This window comes from Actinoplanes sp. NPDC048796 (assembly GCF_040650035.1).
Classification (GTDB): Bacteria; Actinomycetota; Actinomycetes; order Mycobacteriales; family Micromonosporaceae; genus Actinoplanes.
Genome location: NZ_JBEZGO010000025.1, coordinates 16,171 through 43,031, shown reverse-complemented (window position 1 = coordinate 43,031; position 26,861 = coordinate 16,171). Strand labels below are relative to the sequence as shown.

The following is a 26,861-nucleotide window of genomic DNA, read 5'->3' as shown; positions in this document are numbered from 1 at the left end:
GGTGCCTAGCCGTAGTGCCCGGCATGCCCGCTCGATGATCCAGTGAGCACATGCGACTCACGCCTCTGATCCCACTGCTCCTGCTGGCATCGCTCACCGGATGCGCCGACCTGGGCGCGATCGACGAAACGAACGAGGACCGGCACGAGTTCGCCCTGGACGGCCAACGACTGATCATCGACAACGACGGCGGCGACCTGCGGCTCGTCGCCGGCACGGGCGACGCTGTCGTGGTGCAGCGGTCGCTGACCGGCAAAGCCACAGTCGACGGTAACGCCGCCTGGTCGCTCAGCGACGACACTCTCCAGCTGCGCGTCACGTGCAGCGGCTTCGTCCCCGACTGCGGCGGCCGGCACGTCGTGGCCGTGCCGCCCGGGGTCGCCGTCACCGTGACCAGCGACTCCCCCGTCCGGGCGGTCGGTCTCGACGCCGCCCTCACCGCGACGGTGTCCGACTCGTGGGTCCGCGTCGAGAGTCCGTCCGGTCCTCTCCGGCTTGACGCCGGGCTGAACGCCGAGGTCATCGGCGCCCGTTCGGCCGACGTCGTGGTGTCGTCCCGCGACGGCCGGGTGCGCCTGAGCTTCACCACCGCACCCCAGCACGTGTCAGCCAGGGCCGGCGGGTCGGTCGACGTCGTCCTGCCCGCCGGCCCGGAGACCTATCGGGTCGCCGGGCCCGGCCGTCCGGGTCTGCGCAGCGATCCCGCCAGCAAGCGCGCCGTCGAGGTGGCTGCCGGCAGCGACGGCACGGCTCAGGTTCGGAAGGCACACTGATGTTCGAGCTGATCGATGTCACGAAGGTGTACCGGGGCGGCAAGCGCGCCGTCGACGGGGTGACCATGAGCCTCGGTCCTGGTGTGCTCGGCCTGCTGGGCCCGAACGGCGCCGGCAAGTCGTCGCTGATGCGGGTGGCCGCCACCGTCACGAGGCCGACCAGCGGGCGGGTCCTGTTCGAGGGCACTGACGTGGTCGCCAGGCCCGATGTGCTCCGCCGCCGCCTCGGCTACCTTCCGCAGGACTTCGGCGTCTACCCGCACCTGACCGCGCGGGAGTTCCTGTCCTACCTGGCAGCGGTCAAGGGCTTGTCCGCCCGGGTGGCCCGCGCCCGTATCGACGAGCTGCTGACACTGATGCATCTCACCGAGGCGGCCAAGCGCCCGCTCGGCGGTTACTCGGGCGGCATGCTGCGCCGGGTGGGCATAGCGCAGACGCTGCTGACCGACCCACGGGTGCTGATCATCGACGAGCCCACCGCCGGTCTCGACCCGGAGGAGCGCGTCCGGTTCCGTAACCTGCTCAGCGAGCTCGCGGCCGACCGGCTCGTGCTGCTGTCCACCCATATCGTCTCCGATATCGAGTCGGTGGCCGGTGACATCGCCATCGTGGCCCACGGACGCGTCCTCCGCCGGGGCAGTCCGGGCGATCTGGTGCAGACCGTGGCCGGCCAAGTGTGGGAGTTGATCGTCCCGCCGTCGGCACTTGCCGCGGTCCAGGCCCGGCACACGGTCAGCCGGATGGTGCGTACGGCCGAGGGTGTGCGGCTCCGGCTGCTCTCCCCCGATCCGCCGGCGCCCGATGCCGTGTCGATCCGGCCCGACCTCGAGGATGCCTACCTGGCCGTGATCGGCGACGTCCGCGAGGTGGTCCGATGAGGCCGGGGACGTGGGCCGCGCTGGCGGTCGCCGACTTCCGTGAGCGGGCGCGACGCCCGGCCTACGCCATCGTTCTTCTCGCGGCCGTCGGGCTCGGCTATCTCGCCGTGCCGGCCGCCGGCGACCACTGGACGATCGTCAACGCCGGCTCCTACCGCGGGGTCTACAACAGCGCGTACGTCGGTACTGTCACCGCGCTGGCCGGAGCACTGTGGCTTTCCGCCGGGGGCTTCTACGTCATACGTACGGCCGTCGCCCGTGACCGGCAGACCGGTGTGGGCGAGCTGTTGGCCGCTACCCCGATGCGTACCGTCGACTATCTGATCGGCAAGTTCCTCAGCAACTTCCTGGTGCTCGCCTCGATGGCCGCCGCACTGGCCGTCGCCGCGCTGGCCATGCAGTTGGCGCGTGGCGAGTCCCGCGCCGTCGACGTGGTCGCCCTGCTGACACCGTTCCTGCTCTGCACCCTGCCCGTGCTGGCGGTGTGCGCGGCGGCGGCGATCGTCTTCGAGACCACGCCTGTGCTGCGTGGCGGTCTGGGCAACATCATCTGGCTCTTCGTGTCTCTGGTCGCCGTCATCGCAGGTCAATCGGGGGCCGCTCCCCTGGGCGGCCTGGGCGTCAACGCCTTCGCCGAGTCCCTGCGCGGCGACCTGGCCGCTGAGGGGTTCAAAGTCACCGACCTGGCGCTCGGTTTGATGTACCTGGACAGTCCGCCCCGCCCGGTCCCCTGGTCCGGTGTCGACTTCACGGCGGCTTTCGCCGCCCAGCGTCTTCTGCTGGTGACTCTGGCTGCTGCCGTCGCTCTGCTGCCGGCCTTCTGGTTCGACCGCTTCGACCGGGCTCGCCGCCACACCGGCACACCCCGGTTCACCATGACGCCGCCGGATCCCGGAGCAGCACTGACCGCCGGGATCGCACCACCTGACGTGACACAGCCGCCCGCTACCACCGTGCAGGTTCCGGGCATCACCCGGCTGGCCCAGCTCGAAGGCGGTCCGGCTCGGCGTGGATGGGGCTTCGGGCGGGTGGTCGTCGGTGAGGTACGCATTCTCATCGGCGGTGTATCGAAGTGGTGGTGGCTCGCGACGCTGGCGCTCGTCGTGGCCGGTATTGCCGCGCCGGCAGCGTCGTCGGGGCTTCTCGCGGCGGCATGGATCTGGCCGGTGCTGATCTGGTCACGGCTCGGCTGCCAGGCCCGCGAGCATGGCGCCGAGGGGTTGCTCGATGCCTGCCCCGGGCCGGTGGTCCGCGTGCTGGCGCAATGGTTGAGCGGTGTCGCGCTGACAGCCGTGGTGGGGATCGGTCCGGGTCTCGCCATGGCGGTGGACGGTCGCCTCGCGGAGTGGCTGGCCGGGGCCCTCTTCATCCCGGCGCTGGCCTTGGCCCTGGGCGTCATCAGCCGGACGCAACGCTTCTTCCAAGCCGTCTACCCACTGCTCTGGTACCTGGTGATCAACGATGTCGGGGGGCTCGACTACATGGGACTCCTGCCCGACGGACCTCGCCCCGGCACGGTCGTGACCGCGACGACGCTCCTGCTGGTGTCGGCGCTTACCGCTGTCGGTGTCCGGCAGCGCCTCCGCTGAACGGCATGCCGCGGCGTTAGCTGCCCCGCACCGATCCGATCAGTTTGGCTCCAGCGCGGCCGAGCGGGAGGACGCCACCTTCCGCGTCTCTGACCCGGCAGGAGGCACCGCCAGCAGCCGCCGGGCGCGCTCGGCACAGCGCACCGACGGCCGCACCCGTGTCCGCGCCTGTACCCACGGCGCTCTGCGTGGTGTCAGAAGCCGGGGAAGACGGCGCGCAGGTCGTCGAGGGTGATGTTGCCGGTCACCTTCACGGCAGTGGGGGTGTGTGGTGGGGTCAGGCGGCCTACGAGTAGGCGCATGGCGGCCTCCAGCGGGCCCTCGAACGTTGCCGTTGCGGGGGTCTCGTCAGTGGTGAAGTGGGCGCCGTCGTTCAGGACGATGCGGTACGGGGTTGTGCTGATCTCGATGACGGCGGGGGTGGTTACCGCGTCGGTCTTGGCGATGAAGCCCAGGAAGAAGCTCAGGCCGCCGGCCAGGTGCTCGGCCAGCAGGGCGGCCGGGGCGTCGGCCAGGGCGGCCGTGGGGTCGGCGGCCACGCGGACGTCCCAGTCGTGGTGGACGACTTCGGTGAGGCGCATGGCGGCGAAGGAGGCGAGCGGAATGGGCTGCGGCAGGAAGCCGAGGTTGATCGTCAGCTGGTCGTGCTGTTCCGGCGTCAGGGCCTCGAAGGCGGCTACCAACGTGGCGTTCGACTCGATCGCGCCGGTGGCCTGGGCTTCGGGGGTCAGGGCGTTCCACCGGTCCCACACGCTCTGGTTGAAGCCGGGGCCGGGGGCCTCGGCCTCGCCGGTGGCGCCTCGGAGGACGGCCAGGTTGATCTCGGCGCCGCTGCCCAGGTGCGACAGCACCTCGGCGACGGTCCAGTTGGAGGCGCCGGACGGGCCCTCGATCTGGGCGGGCGTGAAAGCGGCGACGGCCGCCGCGAGGTCGTCGTGCTCGGTGCGGAGGGCTGCGATGGTGCGGGCAGCAAGAGAAGTCATGAACGAAGCCTAAATCGGCCCCACCTGGAAGAGAGTGCGACCGTTGACGGTGATGGCCATGGAACCGTTGGCCCTCAGGAGCAGGAGCGCCCCGGGGTTGCCGGCGGTGCCGCTGCTCCACACGGTGCTGTTCGCGGCGTCGTACAGGACCAGGTGTCCGTCGTTCTGCATGACCAGCTTGACGCCGGTTGTCGTGTTGGTTCGCCAGACCGGACGGCCCTGGTCGCGGAGCACCAGATCGCCGCCGGGGGTCACGGTGAGGGCCAAACGGTTCGTGGACCAGCTCTGGCCGGAGGTGAGAACGCTGGTGCTCGTGATCGTCCGCTCCGTCCAGGCCGGGCGGGCGGGCCGCCGTGTGGTGGGCGCGGTGGAAGGCGACGTGGGTGGCGAACCGGGCGATGGGGACAACCGGGCGGAGGACGCTGGTGGTGGTGACAACCGGACCGCGGAGGAAGCGGAGGGGGACGCCGGCGCCGGGGCCACGGAGACCGGGACCGATGGGTAGCCGGCCGGTTCGATCGGGGACGGCACGGGCTGGGTGGTGACGCCCAGAGTGCGGTCGTCGTCGTGACCGAGCTGGAAACCCGCGTACACCGACACGCCGAGGCTGAGAAGGATGGCTGACGCCAAAAGGACCACCGTCCCGTTGACGCTCCGGTCGTGGCGATTCATGAGATCCTTTCGCGTCCGGGCGCTCAGGAGCGTACGTCGCCGTGTGGCACGCCCACTCCGCCGTTCGGACGATGCCGATCGTGTGACCTGGTTGCATAGGAGCCGGGTATCGGGCAGCGTGGCCGCATAGACGTCGCCGACAGGGCGACACGACCTCCGGACGTAGCCACATGGGATCGGGCGCAGCCGCAGGGCAAGGCCACACGGGAGAAGACCCAGCCGCCGGGCACAGCCGCACAGGAGAAGACCCAGCCGCCGGGCACAGCCGCACAGGAGAAGACCCAGCCGCCGGGCACAGCCGCACAGGAGAAGACCCAGCCGCCGGGCACAGCCACACGGGACAAGACCCAGCCGCCGGGCACAGCCACACGGGAGCGGGTGCGGGGCGTGGCCGCATAAGGTCGGGGGCGGCGGCCGGGTATCGCGGGTGTTTTCACGAAGCCGCCTTCTATGACTCCGACCAGGCTTTTCTTGACGTCGTCGTTCCGTTTCTGGCCGGGGGGCTCGAAGCCGGTGAGCCGGTTGTCGCGGCGTTTGCGAGCCATAACCAGGCGCTGGTCGCCGACGTCTTCGGCGGCGGGATCAGATATGTCGACGCCGAGCTTCAGTTCGCGCGGCCGGCCTCCGCCATCGACCGCTACCGGCGGATGCTCAGGGAATACGCGAATGCCGGGTCCGCGCAGGTTCGCGTCGCCGGTGAGGTGCCGCATCCGGGGACCGGGGTGCCGTGGGAATGGTGGGCTCGGTACGAGGCGGCCGTCAACCGGGCGTTCGACGACTTTCCCGTCTGGGGTCTCTGCCCGTACGACACGCGCATCGCTCCGGCCGAGGTGATGGCTGACGTGCGGAGCACACATCCGTTCCTCGTCGAGGGCTCGGCGCATGAGGAAAATCCCGGCTTCGTCGTTCCTGAAACGTTTCTGGGCGGGCGCCGGTCGGCCTGGCGTGACCCGTTGGAGGGCACCGCGCCGGTGGCGACGTTCCGCGACCCGTTTCCCGCGCAGGTGCGGGCCGCGATCGCCCGGGCCGGCCGGGCGACGGCGCTGGCCGAGAACGACGTCCGCGGGCTCGTGCTGGGTGCCTCCGAGGCGGTGTCCAACGCGATCCACCACGGGACGCCACCGATGACGGTCCGGCTGTGGAGCTCACCGCAACGGATGCTCGTCACCGTGGCCGACGCCGGGAACGGGCCCGACGCGCCGTTCGCCGGCCTCTTCCCCACCTCGGCCGCCGCCTCCCGCGGCGGGCTGGGCCTGTGGCTCGCCTTCCAGTCCTGCAGCCTCGTCACCTTCGGTCAGAGTCCCGACGGGTTCACCATCCGCCTCGTCGCCGGACAGGCCCGGCCGTAGCCGGCCGACGCCGGCCTGGCCACCCTCGAAGCCGCCGCCCCCGGGCTTTGGCGCGCCGCCGCACGTTCCTATTGCCCTGGGAGCGCTCCCATGTAACGATGCCTATCACTGGATTGAATGGAGTGACCAGTGTCAGCATTGAAGAGGAAGCTCGCCCTCGTCTGTCTGGTCGCGGCCGGCCTCACGGCCGTGCCCGCCGCCGCGCCCGCTGTCGCCGCGGCCGGCGGGACCGGCACCGGCTACCTGCACACCAGCGGAAACAAGATCGTGGACAGTACGGGCGCCACCGTCCGGCTGACCGGTATCAACTGGTTCGGCATGGAGACCGACAACAAGACCTTCCACGGTCTGTGGTCGAGCAACCCGTGGCGTTCCCAGCTCGACACCATGGCCCGCCTCGGCTACAACACGCTGCGGGTGCCGTTCTCCGACGACGCGCTCAAGAGCGGCGCCACCGCGAGCGGCGTCAACGACTTCGTCAACCCCGACCTGGTCGGGCTGTCGCCGCTGCAGATCCTCGACAAGGTCGTCGACTACGCCGGCGGCAAGGGCATGCGGATCATCCTCGACCGGCACCGGCCGACCGCCGCCGGGCAGACCGCCCTCTGGTACACCTCGGCCGTTCCCGAGTCGACCTGGATCGCCAACTGGCAGGCGCTGGCCCGCCGCTACGCCGGGAACACCACCGTCATCGGCGCCGACCTGCACAACGAGCCGCACGCCGAGGGCACCAACCCGGCCGCCACCGGTTCCTGCTGGGGTTGTGGCGACCCGGCCCGCGACTGGCGGCTCGCCGCCGAACGGGCGGGCAACGCCATTCTGTCCGTACAACCCAATTGGCTCATTTTCGTGGAGGGTGTGAGCTGTCCGAGCGGTGGCCTCTCGAACGTCTGGGACAACGACCCCAGCAATGACGAGGACTGCGGCTGGTGGGGCGGCAATCTTTCCAAGGCCGGGCAATTTCCCGTACGTCTCGACGTCGCCAACCGCCTGGTCTACTCGCCGCACGAATACGCGACTTCCGTCTTCCACCAGAAGTGGTTCGACGATCCGTCCTATCCCGCCAACATGCCGGCGATCTGGGACCGGTACTGGGGTTATCTGTACAAGCAGAACATCGCCCCCATCATGATCGGCGAATTTGGCAGTACCCTGCAGAGCGACGTCGACAAGGTGTGGCTGCAGCGTCTGCTCGCCTACACCGGCACCGGCGCCGACGGGATGTCGTTCACCTACTGGTCGTGGAACCCGAACTCGGGGGACACCGGCGGTATCGCCAACGACGACTGGACGACCATCAACACCGCCAAGCAGGCGATCATCCAGCCGTACCTGATCGCGCCCGTGGGCGGCGGCGGTGACGGCGGCCCGACCACGCCGCCGCCGGTGCCGGCCGGGGCCTGCACGGCCACCTACAAGCAGGACAACGCGTGGCCGGGCGGCTTCCAGGGCTCCCTGACGATCAAGAACACCGGCACCGCGGCGGTCAACCCGTGGACGGCGACCTGGGCGTGGCCGGCCGGCGTGACCCTGGGCAGCGGCTGGAACGCCACCGTCACCCAGTCCGGCACCACCGTCACCGCGGCCGCTCCCGGCAGCAGCCCGGCCCTGGCCGCCGGGGCCTCCGTGACGATCGGCTTCGTCGCCAACGGAACCGCCACGCCGCCGAGCACGGTCAAGCTGGGAACCGCGGCCTGCGGATGACGGCCGCGTTTTAAAGGGGCGCGAGACTCCGGGGGTGCCGCCTAATATCGGGCGGATGGACCCCCGGAGTCTCACCCAGGCCGAAGCCGAGCAGCGGGCCGCGCTGATCGCCGTCGAGCGGTACGACATCGCGATCGACTTCACCGAGCTGCCCACCGGACCCGGCGTGACCTGCGTGTCCACGGTGACCTTCACCTGTCGTGAGCCCGGCGCGTCCACCTTCGCCGACTGCGTCGCACCGGTCCTCTCGGCGACCCTGAACGGCAAGCCGCTGCCCGAGGCGGAGGAGGGCCGGATCCTCCTGTCCGATCTGGCCCAGCGCAACACGCTGCGCGTCGAGACCCGGCAGACCGACACGGCCGACGGGCCCGGTGTGCACAAGTCGGTCGACCCGGCCGACGGCGAGGTCTACGTCTGGACCACCTTCGCCCCGGACGAGGCCCGCCACCTGTTCGCCTGCTTCGACCAGCCCGACCTCAAGGCGCCGCACGCCTTCACCGTGACCGCTCCCGATCAGTGGATCGTCGGCTCCAACACCGGCGACCCCGAGATTCACGAGCTTGCGGGCGTACGCGTGTGGGCCTTCCCCGACACTCCGCCGCTGGCCACGTACAACACTGTCGTCAACGCCGGCCCGCTGCACGAGATACGGCGGGAGGCCGGTGGCCACGACCTCGGGTTGTTCTGCCGGCGCTCGCTCGCCGCGGTGCTCGACCGGGACGCGGATGAGATCTTCACCGTCACCGAGCAGGGTCTGGCCTTCTTCGCCGACGTCTTCGGCATGCCGTTCCCCCAGCGCAAGTACGACCAGATGTTCATGCCCGACTTCGGCGGCGCCATGGAGAACTGGGGCTGCGTCACCTGGGAGGACTCGTTCCTGCGGCGCTCCGAGCCGACCCCGGCCGAGCGGGAGACGCTGGCCGTCGTGCTGCTGCACGAACTGTCGCACATGTGGTTCGGCAACATCGTCACCATGCGCTGGTGGGACGACCTGTGGCTGAACGAGGCGTTCGCCGAGTTCGCCTGCTACTGGGCGGCCGAGCGCGCCACCCGCCACACCGACGCCCGGGTGGGCATGCTGGCCAGCGACAAGCTCATCGCGTACCTGGCCGACCAGGGCCCGATGTCGCATCCGATCCGCCAGCCGATGCGCGACGTGGCCGAGGCCGCGTCCATCTTCGACGCCATCACGTACCCCAAGGGCGCCGCGGTCCTCTACCAGCTCATGGTCTACGTGGGCGAGGAGCGGTTCGTGGCGGGCATGAAAAGCTACTTCGCCCGGTACGCGTGGGGCAGCACCACCCTGCAAGATTTGATGGACGTCCTGGCCGAGGCGTCCGGTCGCGACCTCGACGCGTGGCGGGCCGGATGGCTCGAGACGGCCGGCACCGACCGTTTCACCTTCGACGGCCGGACGCTGACCGGGACGGGCCCGGCCGGTCCCCCGCGTCCTCAGGTGCTGGCCGTCGGGGCGTACGACCGGGGTCCGGCGGGTTTGACCCGGACCGCTCTGGCCCGGGTCGACGTGCGGGGCGGAAGCACCCCGGTGACGCTGCCCGAGGGAGCGGACCTCTACCTGGTGAACGACGAGGACCTGACGTTCGCCACCACCCGCCCGTCGGCCACCGACCGGCCGGCCTTGATCGACGACGCCGGCGCGCTGCCGACGCCGGTGTCGCGCGGCGTCGCCGTGGCCACCGTCTGGGACATGCTGACGAACGCCGAGGCGACCCCGGCCGAGACGGTCCGCTGCGTCGCGTCCGTGCTGGCCGTCGAAACGGCCGACACGGTGGTCGAGCCGTACCTGCGCCTGGCCGGCGACGCCGCCGAGTACTGGGCCGGCGACACCGACCGCCCGGCGCTGATGGCCGAGTTCTTCGCGCTCTGCGCCCGCCTGGCCGAGCAGCCGGCCCGCCGCCAGGTGGCCCTGCGCGGCCTGGCCCGCTCGGCCCCCGACCTCGACGCGGTGGCCATGCTGCAGTCCGGCGCCGACGTCGACCTGTCGTGGCGCCTGCTGATCCGCAAGGCCGAGCTGGGCGGCGAGACCCAGGCCGAGGTGGACGACCTGCTCAAGCGCGACCCCGACCCGGACGCCTCGCACCGCGCCCTGGCCGTGCGGGCGGCCCGCCCCGACGCCGCCGAGAAGTCCGCGATGTGGCAGATGCTGGCCGTCGACCGGGCCGTCCCGCTCAGCGCCGTGCGCACGGTGACCACCGCTTTCTGGCGGCCCGGCCAGAACCATCTGCTGTCCGGCTTCGGCCCGAGCTACCTGTCCCTGCTGCCCACCTTCGACCGCGGCGGCATGGTTCCGTCCATGGTCTACTCGGGACGCCTGCTCCCCCGCTTCGCCATCGACGCCGACTTCCTGACCCGAGCCGACCAGACCGCCGCCGGCGTATCCCCGGTGGTACGCCAGACGGTCCTGGAGGTCACCGACGAACTGCGCCGCATGCTCCGCACCCGGCGCTGACATCACCGAGTGTGGTCTGAGTCCTCCCCGGCTTGGCCACGCCAGCAATCGAGGTTGTCGAGGGTGTTCAGGGGGCCGGGGTGGTCGGGTCCGAGCACGCGCATTTGGTCGTTCAGGAGCTGTTGGAAGGCGGTGGCGGCGCCGACCGCGTCCCCGGCGCGGCCGCGCCAGGTGGCGAGGTTGCTGCGGGTGACCAGGGTGTCGGGGTGGTCGGGTCCTTGCACGCGCAGCTGGTCGCCGAGCAACTCCTCGGTGGCGGTGGCGGCACCCGCCGGGTCCCCGGCCTCGCCGCGCCAGGTGGCCAGGTTGCCCCGAGTGGCCAGGGTGCCGGGATGGTCGGGTCCGAGCACGCGCAGCTGGTCGCCGAGCAACTCCTCGGTCGCGGTGGCGGCGCCGGCCGGGTCCCCGGCGCGGCCGCGCCAGGTGGCGAGGTTGCTGCGGGTGTCCAGAGTGTCGGGGTGGTCGGGTCCCTGCACGCGCAGCTGGTCCTCGAGCAGGTGTCGGAAGGCGGCGACGGCGCCGGCGGTGTCCCCGGTCCAGCCGCGCCAAGAGGCAAGATTCTTGCGGGTGTGCAGAGTGGCCGGATGGTCGGGTCCGAGCACCCACAGTTGATCGTCGAGCAACTCCTCGGTGGCAGTGGCGGCGCCGGCCGCGTCCCCGGCCTCGCCGCGCCAGTGGGCGAGGTTGCCCCGAGTGGCCAGGGTGTCGGGGTGGTCCGGTCCGAGCACGCGCAGCTGGTCCTCGAGCAACTCCTCGGCGGCGGTGGCGGCGCCGGCCGGGTCGCCGGCCTTGCCGCGCCAATGGGCGAGGTTGTTGCGGATGGTCAGAGTGTGGCGGTGGTCGGGTCCGACCACCCGCAGCAGGTCGTTCAGTAGCTGGTGGAAGGCGGAGGCGGCACCAGCGGCGTCGCCGGCCTCGCCGCGCCAGTGGGCGAGATTGCTACGGGTGGTCAGGGTGTCGAGGTGGTCAGGTCCGAGTACCCGCAGCAGGTCGTCACGAAGTTGCTCAAAGGCTTTCATCGCGGCAGCCGGGTTCCCCGATTCGCCGAGGCTGCGGTTGACTTGATTGACGACCGGGTGAGGGCTGGGTTGAACCAGGCTGTCGCCGGCGTGGTGGCGCACGGTTGTGGTGTTGCTGCGCAGGCGTTGAGCGTGGGCGGTGTCGCGTTCCACGTCCGGCCAGATTTCGGTGAGGGCGTCGGCGGCTGCCCAGGCGGTGTCGGCCAGGGTGTCTTGAGTACAGGTGTCGCGGGTGGCGCGTTGGACCAGGGCGTGCACGGTCACCGTTTCGGCAGTGGCGGTGATGAGGTTGAGCCGGTGCAGGACTTGCAGGCCGGAGCGCACCGTCCTCTCGTCGACGAGGGGTGAGGTGCGGCCGCACCGGTAGCTCAGCCAGTTGCCGGCCGCGGTGGTGGTGAACACCGAGGTGGGGATGCCGGCGGGATCGAGCACGCTGGCCAGCTCGAGTAGTGGGCGGGCCAGGCCGGCCGGGCGGGTGGCGTCGGCGGCGTCGATGGACAGGGCGAGGGTGGCGGCGACGGTGCGCTGGTAGTCATCCGGCAGCCCGGTCGACCCGCTCGGATCGGGGACCAGGTCGTCGAGGCGGGCGCGGCTGTCGGCGAAACGCCGCCGGTATTCCGAACAGGTCACCCGTTCGTCGCGCAGGAACGCGGCGGCCTGGGCCAGGGCGAGGGGCAGGCGGCCGAGATCGGCGGCGACGCCGGCCGGGTCATCGGCCAGGCGGGTGTCGCCGAGCCTGGCTCGGAGGTAATGGACGGCCTCCTCGTGGGAGAAGGTGCCGACCGCGATCAGCCGACGTTCGGGGCCGTCGAGTCCGGCGCCGCGCAACCGGGTCGTGACCACGGTACGACCGGAGCGTCGGCCGGGCGGCCACAGCTGCTGCAGGTCGGCCGTGGCGGTCAGGTCGTCGAGCACGACCAGCCACCGCCGGTCCGTGCTGGCCAGCCAGGCATGGAAACGAGCCGCGTCCTGCTCGATGTCGGCACCGGTCACACCGCGCAGCGCCAAGTCGGCCGCGGCCTGGGCGTATCCGGTGATGATCGATTGCCGGGAACCGGCCGCTACCCATAGCAGCAGATCAATCTGGTTGCCGCTCCACAATCGCTCGGCGAGATGAATCGCCAGCTGGGTCTTGCCGACCCCGCCCAGACCGGACAACAGCCGGGTGCCCGCCCCAGCCGCTGGGGAGGTGTGGAGTTCGTCGGCCGTCGACCGGCCCTGAAAGGAGGCGGCCGGTTGCGGGACGATCCCGACCCGGACCGGCCACTCGACTGGCTCTTGACCGGAGAAGAAGTTGTTCTGGGTGTTGCCGTCACCGACCTGCACGCCCTTCGCGTCCCGGGCGTCCACCTCGGCCCGCATCGGCGGAGGCGATGGTTCGGAATCAGGAGAAGGTGTTGTGCTGGGTGTTGTGGTCACCGACCTGCACACCCTTCGCCTCGCGCGCGTCCACCAGGAACTTGCCGGCCGCCGAGCCGTCCGGATCGACCAGTGCCAGCAACCGCCGCGCCACGGTCAGGACCTCTTCGTCCTCGACAGCGCCGGACGCGTCCAGTTCGTCGCCGATCAGGGCCTCCCACACGTCCGGCTCGGTCTCGTCGGCCTCCAACGCCTGCCGCGCGTCGCCGCGCAACCACGGCCGCAGCACGCGTTTCAACCCGGAGTAGGCATCCTTCACCGCCGCCGACGCGGTGTCTTTCATCCCCGCCGTCGCCCCGGCGGCCAGCGCCGCCGCAATCACCTCACCCGCCGGCATCTCCACTCCTTCCCATCGACACTACCCATTCTCACCGGCGACGGCCGCTTGATCGCAACAGGCAGGCGCCTACCCGACGCAGCCGCACGGTAGGGCGAGACCGAAGACTGAGCGTCCCCCGCGAGAAGAGAAGCGGAGATCCAGGCCCACGCGCTCGGCCTGTCCGAGACGAAGGACCACTGTGGGGCCGCCGGCGCGCCCCGAGAAAAGGCGGAATCCTCTGATCGGCGGTAATTGGGTCCGGTCCGGTCAGCGCCGCGGCGCTGACCGGGCCGACTAGTTGCGCACTTCGCCCACGCCGGACACGCGTGTCGCCGAGCCGACAGTTCGGGGGTCGGCGCGTTCGCATGCTTTGCGTCTGCGTTTGGGAGGCGATACGCGTGCGTACACTCAGGACGTTTCTAGTTCTCGCCCTCGCCGTCACGGGGTTGTCCGTGGCCGGGGCCGAGCCGGCCGCCGCTGACGCGTGTGCGCCGCTGATCAATCCGATCGCTTGTGAGAACAGCAAAGCGGGCACGCCGAAGAGCACCTGGGACATTTCCGGGTACGGCAGTTCGGCCCTGCAGGGCTTCCCGACGCAGATCAGCGTCAACGTGGGCGAGACCGTGCAGTTCAAGATCGACTCGTCGGCCGCCTCGTACCGGGTCGACATCTACCGGATGGGCTATTACGGCGGGAGCGGCGCGCGGCTCATCACGTCGGTCAATCCGGTCGGGGCGCAGAGCCAGCCGGGCTGCATGAGCCAGGCCGCGACCGGGCTCGTCGACTGCGGGAACTGGGCGGTCTCGGCCTCCTGGCCGGTGCCGGCGAACGCCGTCTCCGGCATCTACTTCGCCCGGCTCGTCCGGACCGACGGCACCTCCGGGGCCAGCCACATCCACTTCGTGGTGCGTGACGACGCGAGCCACTCCGGGATCGTCTTCCAGACCTCGGACTCGACCTGGCAGGCGTACAACCAATATGGGGGTAACAGCCTTTACGTCGGCTCGCCGGTGGGGCGTGCCTACAAGGTGAGCTACAACCGGCCGATCACCACGCGCGGGACCGGGGCCGAGGACTACGTCTACAACGCCGAATATCCGATGGTGCGCTGGCTCGAGGCCAACGGGTACGACGTCAGCTACATCGCCGGGGTCGACGCCGACCGCAACGGGGCGCTGCTCCGGAACCACCAGGCGTTCCTGTCGGTCGGTCATGACGAGTACTGGTCGGGGCAGCAGCGGGCCAACGTGGAGGCCGCCCGCGACGCCGGGGTCAACCTCGCGTTCCTCAGCGGAAACGAGGTGTTCTGGAAGACGCGCTGGGAGAACTCGTACCGGACCATGGTCACCTACAAGGAGACCCACGCCAACGGGAAGATCGACCCGGATCCGGCCTGGACCGGCTCGTGGCGTGACCCGCGGTTCAGCCCGCCGGCCGACGGCGGCCGGCCCGAGAACGGGCTGACCGGCACGATCTTCAAGGTGAACGCGGGCACGGTGAACCTTCAGGTGCCGGCCGCGGACGGCAAGATGCGGCTCTGGCGCGGCACGACCGTGGCCACGCAGGCGGCCGGCGCGACCGCGACGCTGGGCACCGGGACCGTCGGCTACGAGTGGGACGAGGACGCCGACAACGGCGCGAGGCCGCGCGGGCTGATCAAGCTGTCCACGACCACGGCGTCGGGCCTGGACGTGTTGCAGGACTACGGTTCGACGTACGCGACGGGCAGCGCCACCCACAATCTGACGCTCTACCGCGCGCCCAGCGGCGCCCTGGTCTTCGGCGCCGGCACCGTGCAGTGGTCGTGGGGCCTGGACAGCAACCACGACCGGGGTTCGGGCGCGGCCAGCACACCGATGAGGCAGGCCACGGTCAACCTGCTGGCCGACATGGGCGTGCAGCCCGGCACCCCGCAGCCGGGGCTGACCGTGGCCACCGCCTCGACCGACACCGTCGGGCCGGCGGCGGCCGTGACCGCGCCCGCCGGGGCGACCGTGCCGGTGGGTTCGCCGACCGTCGTCTCGGGCACCGCCACCGACACCGGCGGCGGGGTGGTCGGCGGCGTCGAGATCTCCACCGACAACGGCGCGACCTGGCATCCGGCGTCCGGGCGAGCCACCTGGTCCTACACGTGGCGGCCGGGCACGACCGGGGCGGCCACGATCCGGGTCCGGGCCACCGACGACAGCGGCAACGTCGGCGCCGACGCGACCCGCGCGGTGACCGTCGGCTCGCGGACCTGCCCGTGCGGCATCTGGAACGCCACCGTCACCCCGGCCACCCCGGCCGATCCGGACAGCACCGGCACCGAGATCGGCACCCGGTTCCGCACCGACGTGGCCGGGCAGGTGACGGCGATCCGGTTCTACAAGAGCAGCGCCAACACCGGCACCCATGTGGGGCGGCTCTGGTCCAACACGGGCACGCAGCTGGCGCAGGTCACCTTCACCGGCGAGTCCGCGTCGGGCTGGCAGCAGGCGAACCTGTCGGCGCCGGTGACGCTGACGCCGAACACGACGTACGTGGTCTCGTACTACGCGCCGAACGGCCACTACGCCGCCGACACCGACTACTTCGCGTCGCAGGCGTACGACAACGCGCCGCTGCACGCCCTGCGGGACGGCGCCGACGGGGTCAACGGCGTCTACCGCTTCGGCACCGGCTTCCCGACGCTGGCCTGGCGCAGCGCGAACTACTACGTGGACGTGGCCTTCACCCCGGGCACCGCCGCGCCCGACACCACCCCGCCGGCCGTGACCAGCCGCAGCCCCGAGCCCAACGCGACCGGCGTGGCCACGTCCATCAGGCCGAGCGCCACCTTCAACGAGCCCGTGTCCGGCGCCGTGATGGCGATCGCGGGCGTCAGCGGCGCCACCACCTACAGCGATGGCGTGGCGACGTTCACCCCGTCCACAAGCCTCGCCCCGAATACGACATATACGATTTCGATCAGCGGGGCGCGCGACACGGCGGGCAACACGATGAGTTCGACAAGCTGGTCGTTCACCACCGGCGCCGCGCCTACGACCACCACGTACTCGGTCTGGCCGGCCACGGCGGTTCCCGGAACCCCGGCCGATCCGGAGACCTCGGCCGTCGAGCTCGGCCTGCGCTTCCGCTCCGACGTCGCCGGCCAGGTCACCGGCGTCCGCTTCTACAAGGGCAGTGGCAACACCGGCACGCACCTGGGCCGGCTCTGGTCGAACAGCGGCACCCAGCTGGCGACCGTCACCTTCGCCGGCGAGTCGGCGTCCGGCTGGCAGACCGCCACCTTCTCGTCGCCGGTGACGATCACTGCGAACACCACGTACGTCGTCTCCTACTACGCGCCGGTGGGCCGCTACGCCGCCGACACCGGCTACTTCGCGAACAACGGCGCCGACAACGGCCCGCTGCACGCCCTGGCGAACGGCGTCGACGGTGCCAACGGCCTGTACCGGTACGGCACGGGCGGGGGCTTCCCCACCAACACCTGGCAGTCGGCCAACTACTGGGTCGACGTCGTATTCGCCGCCTCCTGAAGGGGAGCACGTCGAGAAAACTGGCGATGGTCCTGGCAGTTCCAGCGTCGGCGTTCCTGTCAGCCGGTGCGTTCCGTCGACGGCCCACGCGCTACGTGAGCAGCGCAACCCCCCGATCGAAGGCCATGACGGCATTGTGCCGCCTATTGTGTCTGCCATGGCCGACCAGAGGATCGAACTCGCCTTTCGCAATCTGCTCGAGGTCTTCGGAGAGCGTGACCCCGAGAAGAGGGCCACGGCCATTCGGGAGATTTACGCCGAGGACGTGACCTTCGCCGACCCGGACGAGGTGGTCGTGGGGTGGGACGCGCTGGACCGGAAGGCGCAGGGGCTGCTCGACAAGGCGCCCGGGTTCGTCTTCGCGGCGGTCGGTGAGGTCCGGGTCGTGCAGGATCTGACCATGCTCGCCTGGCAGTTCGGGCCCGAAGGGGCGGCGCCCGCGGTCAGCGGGGTCGACATCTGCCTCGTGGCCGACGGGCGCATCACGAGCCTCTACACGATGCTGGACGCTTAGTCGTTCAGCAGGGCACGGACGGCGGTCTCGTACAGCCAGGCCGCCGCCTCGCCGGGGGTCCACGTCGCGTCCCGCAGGACGCGCGGCCAGGCGTACAGGCCGAAGAAGTACCAGAGCACGTCGGTGGCCCGCTCCCGGTCGACGCGCAGGACGCCGAGCTCGTCCAGGCGCTCGGCGGCCTTGGCCAGGGCCGAGCGGAAGGACTCGACGGCCTCCTCCCGCAGGCGCTGGGCCACGGGCTCGTGCGACGCGGTGTCGATCAGCAGGGCGATCACGGTGTCGTGCCGGCGGTAGGCCGCGCCGGTGCCCTCGGCGATGGCCAGCACCACCTCCTCGCCGGTCTCGGCCCGGGCGACCCGGTCGAGGCTCTCGGCGACCGCCGCGTCCCGCATGCCCCGGCGCACCAGTTGTTCCAGGAGTACGGGCTTGCCGCCGACGCTGGTGTAGACCGTGGCCACCGCGACGCCGGCCGCGGCCGCGATGTCGTTGACGGTCGCGCCCGCGTACCCGTCCTCGGCGAAGCAGCGCCGGGCCGCGCCCAGAATCAGTTCCCGCGTCTCGGCCGCCGCCTGCGCGCGCCGGGTGCCTCGTGCCGTGGTCATGGGGCCCTTTCCTCGCCGCTCATGGTAGCTGTTCCCTCGATCACAAGAACGTCATTCTGATGAACGCAACAATATGCTGATGAGCATGAAGGTTCTCTTCTCAGCCGTGCCTTCCCAGGGGCACTTCTATCCACTGCTCCCCCTCGCCCGCGCGTTCGCCCGCCGCGGTGACCAGGTCGCCGTCCTGTCCGCCGCGGCGCTGGCGGACGACGTGGCGGTCGAGGGATTCGAGCACCTCCAGGCCGGCCCCGCCCCCGACGCCCTCTTCCTGGAGGCCGCCCGCCGCACCGGAACCGACGCGGCCGCCGGCACCTCGCCGGCCGCGGTGGCCGAGTTCTTCGCCGGCGCGCGCCTGGACCTGGGCGGGGACGCCGCCCTCGAACTGGCCCGCGCCTGGCAGCCCGACCTGATCGTCAACGAGATGTTCGACCTGGTCGGCGTGTTCGTCGCGGCGGGCCTGGACGTGCCGCTGGCCACGGTCTCGACCGGACCGGGCGTCCCGCCGGAATTCCTGGGCGCCATCGCCGCCAACGCCGCGCCGCGCTTCGACGCGCGCGGTTTCACCGCGCCGACGGCGCTGCCGGCCGGCCGCTGGCTCCTCGAGACCTGCCCGCCCGACCTGGGCGCCTCCCGGACGCCGACCACGGCCGAGCGGTGGACCCTGCGCCCCGAACCCCACCAGGGCCCGGCCACCGCCGGACCGGTTCCGGCCCCGACGCCCGGCCGGCCCCGCGTGCTGGTCACGCTCGGATCGCACTTCGCCGCGCCGGACGTCGTCGGCAAACTGCTGGACGACCTCACCGGCGGCGACGACCCGCTGGCGGTCGACTTCCTCGCGACGACGCTGCCCGGAACGGACGCGTCGGCGGTTCCGCACAAGTCTCCGCACGCGACCGTCCTGCCCTTCCAGCCGCTGGCCCAGCTGCTCCCGGGGGTCTCGGCGGCGCTGATCCACGGCGGCGCGGGAACCACCCTCGGCAGCCTCGCCGCGGGCGTGCCGCTGGTGGTGTGGCCGCAGGGCGCCGACCAGCCGGTGCAGGCCGCCGCCGTGAACCAGGCCGGCTGCGGCATCGGCCTGGCCCCCGGCCCGGTCGACCCGGAGACACTGCGCGAAGCCGTCCGCAAGGTGGTGACGGACCCGGCCTACGCCGCCGGAGCCGCCCGCATCCAGGGGCAGATCGCCGACATGACAGCGCCCGAGCAGGTGGCGGCCGACCTGACAGCACGGTTGACGTAACCCACCTTCCTCATCCTGACCGCGCTCGCAGCCCAGCCGCTGCACGGGTACGGGATCGTCCAATCCGTCGCCGAGCTCTCCGAGGGCGAGGTGAAACTGCGTCCCGGCACGCTGTACGGAGCCCTCGACCGGCTCGACCAGCAGGGCCTGATCGCCGTCGACCGGGAAGAGGCGGTCAACGGCCGCCTGCGCCGCTACTACCGCCTGAGCGACAGCGGCGCGGCGGCCCTGACCGCCCAGGCCGACCGCCTGCGCCGCCGCTCGGCCGCCGTCGACCGCCAGCTCGCCCTGCGCCCGCGCCCGGCCGGCGGTGCGGCGTGACGTACAAGGCTCTGCTGGTCGCGTATCCGGCCTGCCTCCGCTGCAAGCACGGCCCCGAACTGATCGAGACGATGCTGGAGATGGCCGGCCCCGGCGGCGCCCCCGCCCGGGCCGACCGGCGCCGCCTGGTCCTCGACGGCCTGCGCGAGCGCTTCCGCCCACCGGTCCACCGTCCGCTGGCCCGGGCCGCTGTCGTCGTGTCGCTGCTGATCGGGGCCGCGCTGGGCGCTGCCGCCGGCTCCGGGCTGGCCACCCTCGCCTACGCCCCGCGGCCTCAGCCGACCACGCTGGGCTTCACCACGGGCTCCACGTCGGACCACTACCTGTGGGGCGAGAACCACCTTTTCCCAAGCGCGGACGCCGGATCGCTCGCCCCCGGCGCGAACGCCGGGTCACTCGCTCCCGGTGCGAACGCCGAGCTGGACGCCGGATCGAGGGCCGGTGGATCGGGCGCTCGGCAGGCCGCCGAGCGGAGCCGGGAGCGGCTGGCCGCCGAGGGCTGGGCGACCGGGCCGCTCGCCGACGGGAACGGCTCGGACGGCGTTCTGGCCAACGTCCACTTCGCGGCCGAGGCCAACGGCGTTCATCTCGACGTCTAAGTAGCCGGCTCGGGAAACACGCTGCAGCGGCCGGCTCGCGAAGCGCCCCGCGGCAGCCAGCTCGGTCTCAGCCGAGTCGGGAAGCGAGCTGCGGCGGCCGGCTCGGCTGGAAACGCGCCGTGGTGGGCGGCTCGGGAAGCGGGCTGCGGTGGGCGGCGGGGTGGAGCGTGGCGTGGGTCATCCGTGAGGGGTGATGCGGTGGTGGGGGGTGGCGGCATTGCATTGAGGGGACGAAGCTGTCGACGACGTGGGGGCGGGAGTGCGGATTCGTCCGAAGCGTCTCGACGCTGCGATCGGTGGGCTCTTCGTGGCCGGGGCGGCCTGCTTCGTTGTGGCGTCGGTGCCCGCGTACGCCGATGCGGTCGGGGCCGACGCCGATGCTCTGACGTACTTCGTGGGGTCGATCTTTTTTACCGGGGCCTCGTTTCTTCAGTTGCTTCAGGCTCAGACGCCCGCTGGTGACGGTGGGCCGTTGCGGCTCGTGTTCTGGGGGCCCCGGCCCCATGACCGGAACTGGCTGGCGGCGGCCGTTCAGTTTCCGGGGACGCTTCTTTTCAACGTCAGCACTCTGGTCGCGCTGGCCCATAATCTCTCCGTTCAGCAGCAGGATCGGCACGTCTGGCGGCCCGACGTGTTCGGATCGACGCTGTTTCTCGTCGCCAGTGTGTTCGGGGTGCTCGCCGTCGCCGGTGTTCCCCGGTGGCGGCGGGCCTGGTGGATCGCCTGGCTCACCATGGCCGGCTCGGTTCTTTTCATGGGCGCGGCGCTGGCCGCCTTCGTACTGCCCAGCACCGGCGATGTGATCGACCTGCGCGCCGATCTCGCCGGGACCCTGCTCGGCGCCCTCTGTTTCCTGGTCGGGGCCGCACTGTTGATTCCGTTCCCAAGGAGAGCACATGACCGGCATGAGCGACGCCGACCTGTACGGCAACCGGTTCGCCACGCACGAGGTGCCGACCCGGACGTTTCCGGTGGGGGGGGGATGACGGCGCAGGACGCCTTCCGTCTCGTCGCCGAGGATCTGGCCCTGGAAGGTGACCCGGCCCGGAATCTGGCCACCTTTGTGACCACCTGGATGGAGCCGGAGGCGCAGCGGATCATCGCCGAGAACCTGCACCGCAACTTCATCGACCACGCCGAGTATCCGCGGACGGCCGAGATCGAGCAGCGGTGCATCCGGATGCTGGCCGACCTGTTCCACGCCCCGGGCGCGACCACCGGAGCGCGGACCCAGGGGTCGTCCGAGGCGATCATGCTGGGTGGGCTGTCGCTGAAGTGGAACTGGCGTAAACGGCGGGGCGCCGCCACCGCCGTACCCAATCTGGTCTTCGGTGGTGACGTGCATGTCGTGTGGGAGAAGTTCTGCCGGTACTTCGACGTCGAGCCGCGGATCGTGCCGCTGCGGCCGGGCAAGTACACGATCGGGCCCGACGATGTGGAACCGTTCGTCGACGAGAACACCATCGGGGTCGCGGCCGTCCTCGGCACGACGTTCACCGGGCACAAGGACGACATCGCCGGCATCAACGAGCTCCTGCTGCGGATCAAGAGCGAGCGCGGGCTCGACGTGCCACTTCATGTGGACGGGGCGAGCGGCGGTTTCGTGTGGCCGTTCCTGTACCCGGACACCGCCTGGGATTTCCGGCTCGAGCAGGTCCGCTCGATAAACGTGTCGGGGCACAAGTTCGGGCTGGTCTACCCGGGCATCGGGTGGCTGATCTTCCGGGAGAGCGCCGACCTGGCCGACGAGCTGGTCTTCAAGGAGAACTACCTCGGCAAGACCGACTCGACCTTCACCCTGAACTTCTCCACCGGCTCGGCCATGGTGCTGGCCCAGTATTACAACCTGGTGCGCTACGGCCGGACCGGCTACGCGTACATCATGAAGAACATGCAGGCCAACGCCCGGGTGCTGGGCGAGAAGCTGGCCGCGATGGGCCTGTTCGAGCTGATCGGGCCGGACGAGGAGCAGCTGCCGCTGGTGGCGTTCCGGCTGGCCGCCGACAACGGGTTCGACGAGTTCGACGTGGCCTGGCAGCTGGCCGCCGAGCGGGGCTGGATGGTGCCCGCCTACACGCTGCCGCCGAACGCGCAGCACGTGACGATCATGCGCGCTCTGGTCAAGGAGACGATGAGCCGCGAGCACGTCGACACGCTGGCCCGCGACATCGAGGAGGCGTGCGCGACGCTGGCCAAGAAGGGCGGCGCGCACGAGCTCGAACGGCACAGGATGGTGCAGGGGCCGGGGCACTGAGCTCCGGCCGGTCAGGTGGAGACGCCGGCGTAGGTGAGCCAGCGCTCGCGCGGTGACAGGCGCAGGCGGATCTTGCTGGGGTCGAGGCAGCCGAGCAGGGGCAGGCGCTCGCGGACGCGGTACTGGGCCGCCTCGGTGGCGTCGGTCAGCAGGCGCTGCACGGCGGCGTGGTCGCGGTGTTCCTCCGAGAGCATCACGACCAGTTTGGCCCGGCCCCGCACGACGTCACCCCGGCACAGGCGCGACTGGGCGTAGGCGACCTCGCACCGCCGGGTGTGCGGGCGCAGCGCGGCCTGGACCTCGGAGAGCAGGGCCGGGGTGTCGACCGTGCGGTGCGGCAGCTGCCACCACAGCCAGATCGGGTAGGGGACGCGGCCCGTGATGGTGGCGCCGGTCTGCTGGCTCGACGGCGGGTAGGTGCAGCGCATGGCCGGGCTGACCGCGACCTTCCAGTCGTCGATCAGACTGTCGCCGGTCTCCTCGGCCGCCGGCGGGTGGCCGGTGCAGGCGCTCAGCCGGGGCAGCGCGTCGAGCCAGCCGCCCGACCACTGCGGCATCAGGCGGGGCGCGCCGGCCGCGACCGGCAGCATCAGGTTGATGAAGGTGGTCTTGCGCATGCTCGAGATGGAGGCGGCCAGCACGCCGATCCCCCGGGCCCGCAGCGCGGCCACCGCGGCCGCCGTCGTGCCGGTGCGGGAGGGGCCGACCACGCTGGCGATGACCGCGCGGCGCGGGGTCAGCGCGGCGGCGTCCGGGAAGAGGCGGTTGCGGGCCTGGCGGTAGCGCTCGCGGTCGAATCCGCGGATCGTGAACCACTCACCCCGTACCCGGTTGAACCGCTGGTCGCTCAGTTTCAGGCCGAAGCCGTACTCCTCGGCCAGCGCCGCCAGCTCGGTCTCGAAGTCGAGCCGGGTGCCGGACAGCGCCGGGTCGACCCCGACCGAGAACCGCAGGCAGGGACCGATCGCGTCGCGCAGCCGCTCGATCGAGCCGTCGCCGCGCTCGGCCTTGCTGGTCTGCGGCACCGGGGCGACCGGGGTGTGCAGGTGCAGCACCGGGGCGTCGCGCTCGGCGGCCAGGCCGGTCAGCTTCTCGATGATCAGCGCCTGCATCAGGGCCTCGCGGTAGGTCGGTGACCAGTGCGTGGTGCCCAGCGTGATGATGACCTCGACCTTGCGGGTGGACTGGTTGAGGAAGCCGGGGTTCGGCACGGCGTAGCCCGAGTACGAGTACGTGTCCCGCTGCCCGGCGCCCTCCTCGAGGCCGATCTGGACCCGGCCGCTGAACGCGGTCATGGCCGACGGCCAGGTCGACGTGGACACCGACAGGCCGGCCGCCGAGAAGTGGCAGAAGTCGGTGGGCCAGCCGTTCGGGTCCTCCTTGTCCGGTTCGATGGCCGGCGCCGGCACCGACCCGTTGGCGGCCCGGTGGGTGAGGGTGAACTGCACCGAGGAGAAGTGGGTGCCGGCCGCCTCGGCCGCGATCCGGGCCAGTTCCGACGACTTGGTGGAGCTCGCGGGCTGGGTCATCTCACACCTCGCCGCGCGCGTCGAAGAAGTCGTCCGGCTCGACCGGATGGCGGGTGGAGCGGCGGGCGTCGCGCAGCCAGCGCGGCACCTTCGTCGAGCGGGGCACCGAGCTGCCCCGGTGGATCCGCCGGGCGTAGAACTCGCACAGGCAGCAGACCAGGATGCCGAGCAGGACGGCCAGGGCGAGCTGGAACATCCGGGTCATCTCCCGGTCGGACTGCACCGTGCCGACCACGATGGCCAGCGCGGTGGTCACCACCACCGAGGCGGCGGCCAGGGTCCGCTGGAACCGGTGCAGCTGACCCAGCACCGATTTCGTGCTCGGCAGGTCGAGCCGGGCCAACAGCAGGCCGGGCACCAGCAGCAGGACCGCGACCACGGCGTCGGCCTGCTCGGGCACGAACTGCTCGGACACCTCGGCCGAGTACAGCCACGCTGTCCCGCCCGACAGCAGCGTCCCGATGCCCAGGACGACCAGGGCCAGCCCGGCCACCATGCGGGTGATGCTCTCGATCAGGGCCGGCGCCTCGTCGGCCAGGGCCATGTAGGCGAACACGCGCACCGGCTCGGTCGACTGCGGGCTGAGCTCCACCGAGGGCCGCCGCCAGTGCGCGTGGGCGCCGTGCTCGCGCGGATCGTTGTCGGTGATGACGTCCCGGCCCACCTGGGACGCGCGCAGGCCGGCCGCGATGTTCAGCAGGGCCGGCCCGGCCAGCAGGCTCTTGGCCAGATGTTGCAGGCCGTCGGCGGCGTAGTGGGCGCAGAACGCGGCCAGCACGTCGAGCGAGCAGTCGCCGCGTGACAGCGCCTCGAGCACCTGGGCCGAGGTCAGCCGGGCCGGCGGCGGCACCGAGCCCGGGCCGACCGGGATCGGCAGCCGGGCCAGGTAGGCCTCGTAGCCGGTCAGGTCGACCAGGCGCCGGCGGCCCAGCTCGGCCAGCCGCGAGGCGATGCTCTGCATCTCCAGTTCGAGCAGCTTGTGGTGGTCGCCGAGCCGGGCCGCGCGCCGGGCCACCGACTCCAGGTCCTGGGCCAGCACCTCGACGAACTCCTCGTCGACGTCGCTGGACATCAGGAACCGGCGCACGCTGATCTCCTGCCGGACCTCCAAGGTCAGGTGGTACGCCTTGACCGAGCGCGGGATCTCGGTCTGGTACTCCACCACGAACTCGCGGTTGACCGGCAGCACGTTCTTGGCCAGTGTCTGCAGCGGGGCCGGCCGGTGCTGCGCCGGCAGCAGCGGCGCCTCCCAGGTCAGGAACCGGCGCGGGCGGTCCAGGCCGAGCTGAGCGACCAGGATGTCCTGCCGTACGGCCAATTGCAGCAGCCGCGCGAACGGCACCTGTTCCTCGCCGGGGAAGAGCACGTCAAGACCGGCGAGCGCCAGGTCCCGTACGGAATGAGAGCCGCCCTCACGCGCGACCGGCGCCGCCAGCTCCGCGTGGTCGACCGGCGTGCGCAGCCGGGGCCCGGCCGGCGAACCCACCATGATCAGCTCGGTGATCGCCGTCTCGATCAGCCACCGCGAGCGCTGATGGGTGTGCCGCAGCTGGTGGATGGGGCTGGCCGGCGCCGACACGTCCTCATGCGCGTTGATCAGCATGAACAGCAGCTTCACGAAGGCGGCCGCGGTGACCCGGTTGGCGTCGCGGTGCGACAGCCGCGGCACGACCTCACCGTTCGACTCGCGGATGACCACCGGCGCCAGGTCGCGCCGGCTGTACCGGGACACCGGCACCCACAGCGACGACCCCTCGCCCGGCACCATCAGGGTGTCGCGCAGCCGCCCCGAGATGAGGTCGAGGTCGACGTCGACGCTGATGGTCCGGCTCATGTGCCCGCGGTCCATCAGCGTCAGATGCTCGGACAGCCGGGGCAGATGGTCGAGCCGGAACGACAGGTCCATCAGGGCCAGCCCGAGCGCCGCCTCCCGACTCGGAAAGGTCACCGGCGCGGTCGGCACCGGCAGCGCCCGGATCATCGTGCGCAGATGATCGAGCGGCCCGTCCCCGGCCCGCCCCCGCAGTTGGACGCTCATGTCCCTCCCTCATCGTCATCTTGGTCGCGCCGGGCGGATCGACGGCTGATCTGTCGCCATGACGACTGGATTCCGCCGGTTCGCCTGCGGTACGCCGGACCTCCGCCCGACGATCACGGGGTGCCGACCCCGATCGCTCCCATGCTGGCCACGCCGGGGCCGGTCCCGACGGGCGAGGGCTGGGCGGCGGAGATCAAACACGACGGGATGCGGGCCTGCGTGACGGCGAACGGCGACCGGTGGCGCGTGCACAGCCGCACCGGCCGGGACGTGACGGGAAACTTCCCCGAGCTGGCCGCGCTGCCGGAGCTGCTGGGCGGGCGGCGGGCCGCGCTCGACGGCGAACTGGTGTGCCTGGACGCGGCCGGTGTCACCGATTTCTCCCGGCTCCAGCAGCGGATCGGCGTGTGCGATCCCGGCCCCCGGCTGCTCCGGGCGGCGCCGGTCACCCTGTACCTGTTCGACCTGCTGGTGCTCGGCGACGAGGAGCTGCTGGAGACGCCGTACAGCAATCGCCGGGGTTTGCTCGAGGAGCTCGACCTGCGGGGCGCCGGAGTCCAGACGCCGCCCTCCTTCCCCGGAGCCACGGCCGAGGTGTACGCGGCCGCCCGGGAACACGGGCTGGAAGGCGTCGTCTGTAAGCGGCTGGCCTCGCCGTACACGCCGGGTCTGCGCAGCAAGACGTGGGTCAAGACGGTCATCCCGCACACCGCGGACGTGGTGGTGTGCGGGTGGCTGCCCGGCCGGGGCCGGCTGCGCGACACGATCGGCGCCCTGATCGTGGGCGCCTACGACCGGTCCGGGCGCCTGCACCTGGTCGGCCGCGTCGGCAGTGGACTGTCCGGCGCCGCACGACAGCAGCTCGAGCGCCGGCTCACCCCGCTGCGCCGGGTCCGCCCACCCGCGAGCCACGCCGAGCTGACGGCGATGGCCGAGGCCACCTGGGTCGAACCCGAGGTGGTGGCCCGCATCGCGTACCGCTCGTGGACGGGCGGAACCCAGCTGCGCCACCCGGTCTACCGGGGAGTGCTCGACGACCACGACCCGTCGTGCGCTCAACTACCCGACTGA

At 71.4% G+C, this 26,861-nt stretch carries 20 protein-coding genes; 13 read left to right on the top strand and 7 right to left on the bottom strand.

Annotation, left to right across the window (positions count from 1 at the left end):
- Positions 1-50: 50 nt before the first annotated feature.
- Genes AB0C26_RS44680 through AB0C26_RS44670 form a run of 3 tightly spaced genes read left to right on the top strand, consistent with a single transcriptional unit; the run spans position 51 to position 3,240 of the window.
- On the top strand, positions 51-773 hold the full coding sequence (locus AB0C26_RS44680; protein ID WP_360260965.1) for a hypothetical protein: 723 nt from the start codon (positions 51-53) through the stop codon (positions 771-773).
- Positions 773-1,651: an ATP-binding cassette domain-containing protein gene (locus tag AB0C26_RS44675; RefSeq protein ID WP_360260962.1), complete on the top strand. Its 879-nt coding sequence runs from the start codon at positions 773-775 to the stop codon at positions 1,649-1,651. Before AB0C26_RS44680 ends, AB0C26_RS44675 begins: the two co-directional genes overlap by 1 nt.
- Complete coding sequence (locus tag AB0C26_RS44670; protein ID WP_360260960.1) at positions 1,648-3,240, top strand: hypothetical protein; 1,593 nt, start codon at positions 1,648-1,650, stop codon at positions 3,238-3,240. The genes AB0C26_RS44675 and AB0C26_RS44670 overlap by 4 nt, the downstream gene beginning before the upstream one ends.
- Positions 3,241-3,434: 194 nt before the next feature.
- Here the strand turns inward: AB0C26_RS44670 and AB0C26_RS44665 are convergent, their stop codons facing one another.
- Both AB0C26_RS44665 and AB0C26_RS44660 read right to left on the bottom strand, forming a co-directional pair.
- Positions 3,435-4,223 (bottom strand): maleylpyruvate isomerase family mycothiol-dependent enzyme, encoded by a 789-nt coding sequence (locus tag AB0C26_RS44665; RefSeq protein ID WP_360260958.1) that lies wholly within the window; start codon positions 4,221-4,223, stop codon positions 3,435-3,437.
- Between the two features lie 9 nt (positions 4,224-4,232).
- The gene (locus AB0C26_RS44660; RefSeq protein WP_360260956.1) at positions 4,233-4,853 is read right to left on the bottom strand and encodes a hypothetical protein; all 621 of its coding nucleotides are present in this window, start codon (positions 4,851-4,853) and stop codon (positions 4,233-4,235) included.
- Between the two features lie 212 nt (positions 4,854-5,065).
- On the opposite strand from AB0C26_RS44660, the gene AB0C26_RS44655 reads away from it, so the two are divergent.
- The 3 genes from AB0C26_RS44655 (at position 5,066) to pepN (ending at position 10,418) form a co-directional block, all read left to right on the top strand.
- The gene (locus tag AB0C26_RS44655; RefSeq protein WP_360260954.1) at positions 5,066-6,244 is read left to right on the top strand and encodes an anti-sigma factor RsbA family regulatory protein; all 1,179 of its coding nucleotides are present in this window, start codon (positions 5,066-5,068) and stop codon (positions 6,242-6,244) included.
- Positions 6,245-6,433: 189 nt separating this feature from the next.
- A complete protein-coding gene (locus tag AB0C26_RS44650) occupies positions 6,434-7,948 on the top strand; it encodes a cellulase family glycosylhydrolase (protein WP_360261093.1) in 1,515 nt (504 codons plus the stop codon).
- A gap of 55 nt (positions 7,949-8,003) precedes the next feature.
- Positions 8,004-10,418: an aminopeptidase N gene (gene pepN, locus AB0C26_RS44645; protein ID WP_360260952.1), complete on the top strand. Its 2,415-nt coding sequence runs from the start codon at positions 8,004-8,006 to the stop codon at positions 10,416-10,418.
- Positions 10,419-10,420: 2 nt separating this feature from the next.
- Here the strand turns inward: pepN and fxsT are convergent, their stop codons facing one another.
- Positions 10,421-12,799, bottom strand: coding sequence for an FxSxx-COOH system tetratricopeptide repeat protein (gene fxsT / locus AB0C26_RS44640; RefSeq protein ID WP_360260949.1), 2,379 nt, complete (start codon positions 12,797-12,799; stop codon positions 10,421-10,423).
- 22 nt (positions 12,800-12,821) lie between these two features.
- Positions 12,822-13,193, bottom strand: a complete 372-nt coding sequence (locus tag AB0C26_RS44635) for a hypothetical protein (protein WP_360260947.1) — start codon at positions 13,191-13,193, stop codon at positions 12,822-12,824.
- Between the two features lie 380 nt (positions 13,194-13,573).
- Between AB0C26_RS44635 and AB0C26_RS44630 the strand changes: the two genes are divergently transcribed.
- Both AB0C26_RS44630 and AB0C26_RS44625 read left to right on the top strand, forming a co-directional pair.
- Positions 13,574-16,696 (top strand): N,N-dimethylformamidase beta subunit family domain-containing protein, encoded by a 3,123-nt coding sequence (locus AB0C26_RS44630; protein ID WP_360260945.1) that lies wholly within the window; start codon positions 13,574-13,576, stop codon positions 16,694-16,696.
- Positions 16,697-16,853: 157 nt separating this feature from the next.
- The gene (locus AB0C26_RS44625; protein WP_360260943.1) at positions 16,854-17,210 is read left to right on the top strand and encodes a nuclear transport factor 2 family protein; all 357 of its coding nucleotides are present in this window, start codon (positions 16,854-16,856) and stop codon (positions 17,208-17,210) included.
- On the opposite strand, the gene AB0C26_RS44620 is transcribed toward AB0C26_RS44625, so the two are convergent.
- Positions 17,207-17,812, bottom strand: coding sequence for a TetR family transcriptional regulator (locus AB0C26_RS44620; RefSeq protein ID WP_360260941.1), 606 nt, complete (start codon positions 17,810-17,812; stop codon positions 17,207-17,209). The two genes, AB0C26_RS44625 and AB0C26_RS44620, sit on opposite strands and share 4 nt — an antisense overlap.
- Positions 17,813-17,897: 85 nt before the next feature.
- Between AB0C26_RS44620 and AB0C26_RS44615 the strand changes: the two genes are divergently transcribed.
- The 4 genes from AB0C26_RS44615 (at position 17,898) to AB0C26_RS44600 (ending at position 22,223) form a co-directional block, all read left to right on the top strand.
- Positions 17,898-19,049, top strand: coding sequence for a glycosyltransferase (locus AB0C26_RS44615; RefSeq protein ID WP_360260939.1), 1,152 nt, complete (start codon positions 17,898-17,900; stop codon positions 19,047-19,049).
- Positions 19,050-19,061: 12 nt separating this feature from the next.
- Positions 19,062-19,370, top strand: a complete 309-nt coding sequence (locus AB0C26_RS44610) for a helix-turn-helix transcriptional regulator (RefSeq protein WP_360261090.1) — start codon at positions 19,062-19,064, stop codon at positions 19,368-19,370.
- On the top strand, positions 19,367-19,969 hold the full coding sequence (locus tag AB0C26_RS44605) for a hypothetical protein (RefSeq protein WP_360260937.1): 603 nt from the start codon (positions 19,367-19,369) through the stop codon (positions 19,967-19,969). The genes AB0C26_RS44610 and AB0C26_RS44605 overlap by 4 nt, the downstream gene beginning before the upstream one ends.
- Positions 19,970-20,216: 247 nt before the next feature.
- On the top strand, positions 20,217-22,223 hold the full coding sequence (locus AB0C26_RS44600) for a glutamate decarboxylase (protein WP_360260935.1): 2,007 nt from the start codon (positions 20,217-20,219) through the stop codon (positions 22,221-22,223).
- Between the two features lie 11 nt (positions 22,224-22,234).
- Here AB0C26_RS44600 and AB0C26_RS44595 read toward each other — a convergent pair whose 3' ends face one another.
- The gene (locus AB0C26_RS44595) at positions 22,235-23,752 is read right to left on the bottom strand and encodes a hypothetical protein (RefSeq protein ID WP_360260934.1); all 1,518 of its coding nucleotides are present in this window, start codon (positions 23,750-23,752) and stop codon (positions 22,235-22,237) included.
- A 1-nt stretch (position 23,753) separates the two neighbouring features.
- Entirely contained in the window at positions 23,754-25,790 is a 2,037-nt protein-coding gene (locus AB0C26_RS44590; RefSeq protein WP_360260932.1) for a hypothetical protein, read from the bottom strand.
- A gap of 120 nt (positions 25,791-25,910) precedes the next feature.
- Between AB0C26_RS44590 and ligD the strand changes: the two genes are divergently transcribed.
- On the top strand, positions 25,911-26,861 hold the full coding sequence (ligD, locus tag AB0C26_RS44585; RefSeq protein WP_360260930.1) for a non-homologous end-joining DNA ligase: 951 nt from the start codon (positions 25,911-25,913) through the stop codon (positions 26,859-26,861).

Bases quoted from the DNA above. Each gene is read 5' to 3' on its own strand.
- AB0C26_RS44680 (WP_360260965.1), top strand. From the start codon at position 51: ATGCGACTCACGCCTCTGATCCCACTGCTCCTGCTGGCATCGCTCACC.
- AB0C26_RS44675 (WP_360260962.1), top strand. From the start codon at position 773: ATGTTCGAGCTGATCGATGTCACGAAGGTGTACCGGGGCGGCAAGCGC.
- AB0C26_RS44670 (WP_360260960.1), top strand. From the start codon at position 1,648: ATGAGGCCGGGGACGTGGGCCGCGCTGGCGGTCGCCGACTTCCGTGAG.
- AB0C26_RS44665 (WP_360260958.1), bottom strand. From the start codon at position 4,223: ATGACTTCTCTTGCTGCCCGCACCATCGCAGCCCTCCGCACCGAGCAC.
- AB0C26_RS44655 (WP_360260954.1), top strand. From the start codon at position 5,066: ATGGGATCGGGCGCAGCCGCAGGGCAAGGCCACACGGGAGAAGACCCA.
- pepN (WP_360260952.1), top strand. From the start codon at position 8,004: ATGGACCCCCGGAGTCTCACCCAGGCCGAAGCCGAGCAGCGGGCCGCG.
- fxsT (WP_360260949.1), bottom strand. From the start codon at position 12,799: ATGCGGGCCGAGGTGGACGCCCGGGACGCGAAGGGCGTGCAGGTCGGT.
- AB0C26_RS44635 (WP_360260947.1), bottom strand. From the start codon at position 13,193: ATGCCGGCGGGTGAGGTGATTGCGGCGGCGCTGGCCGCCGGGGCGACG.
- AB0C26_RS44625 (WP_360260943.1), top strand. From the start codon at position 16,854: ATGGCCGACCAGAGGATCGAACTCGCCTTTCGCAATCTGCTCGAGGTC.
- AB0C26_RS44620 (WP_360260941.1), bottom strand. From the start codon at position 17,812: ATGACCACGGCACGAGGCACCCGGCGCGCGCAGGCGGCGGCCGAGACG.
- AB0C26_RS44615 (WP_360260939.1), top strand. From the start codon at position 17,898: ATGAAGGTTCTCTTCTCAGCCGTGCCTTCCCAGGGGCACTTCTATCCA.
- AB0C26_RS44595 (WP_360260934.1), bottom strand. From the start codon at position 23,752: ATGACCCAGCCCGCGAGCTCCACCAAGTCGTCGGAACTGGCCCGGATC.
- AB0C26_RS44590 (WP_360260932.1), bottom strand. From the start codon at position 25,790: ATGAGCGTCCAACTGCGGGGGCGGGCCGGGGACGGGCCGCTCGATCAT.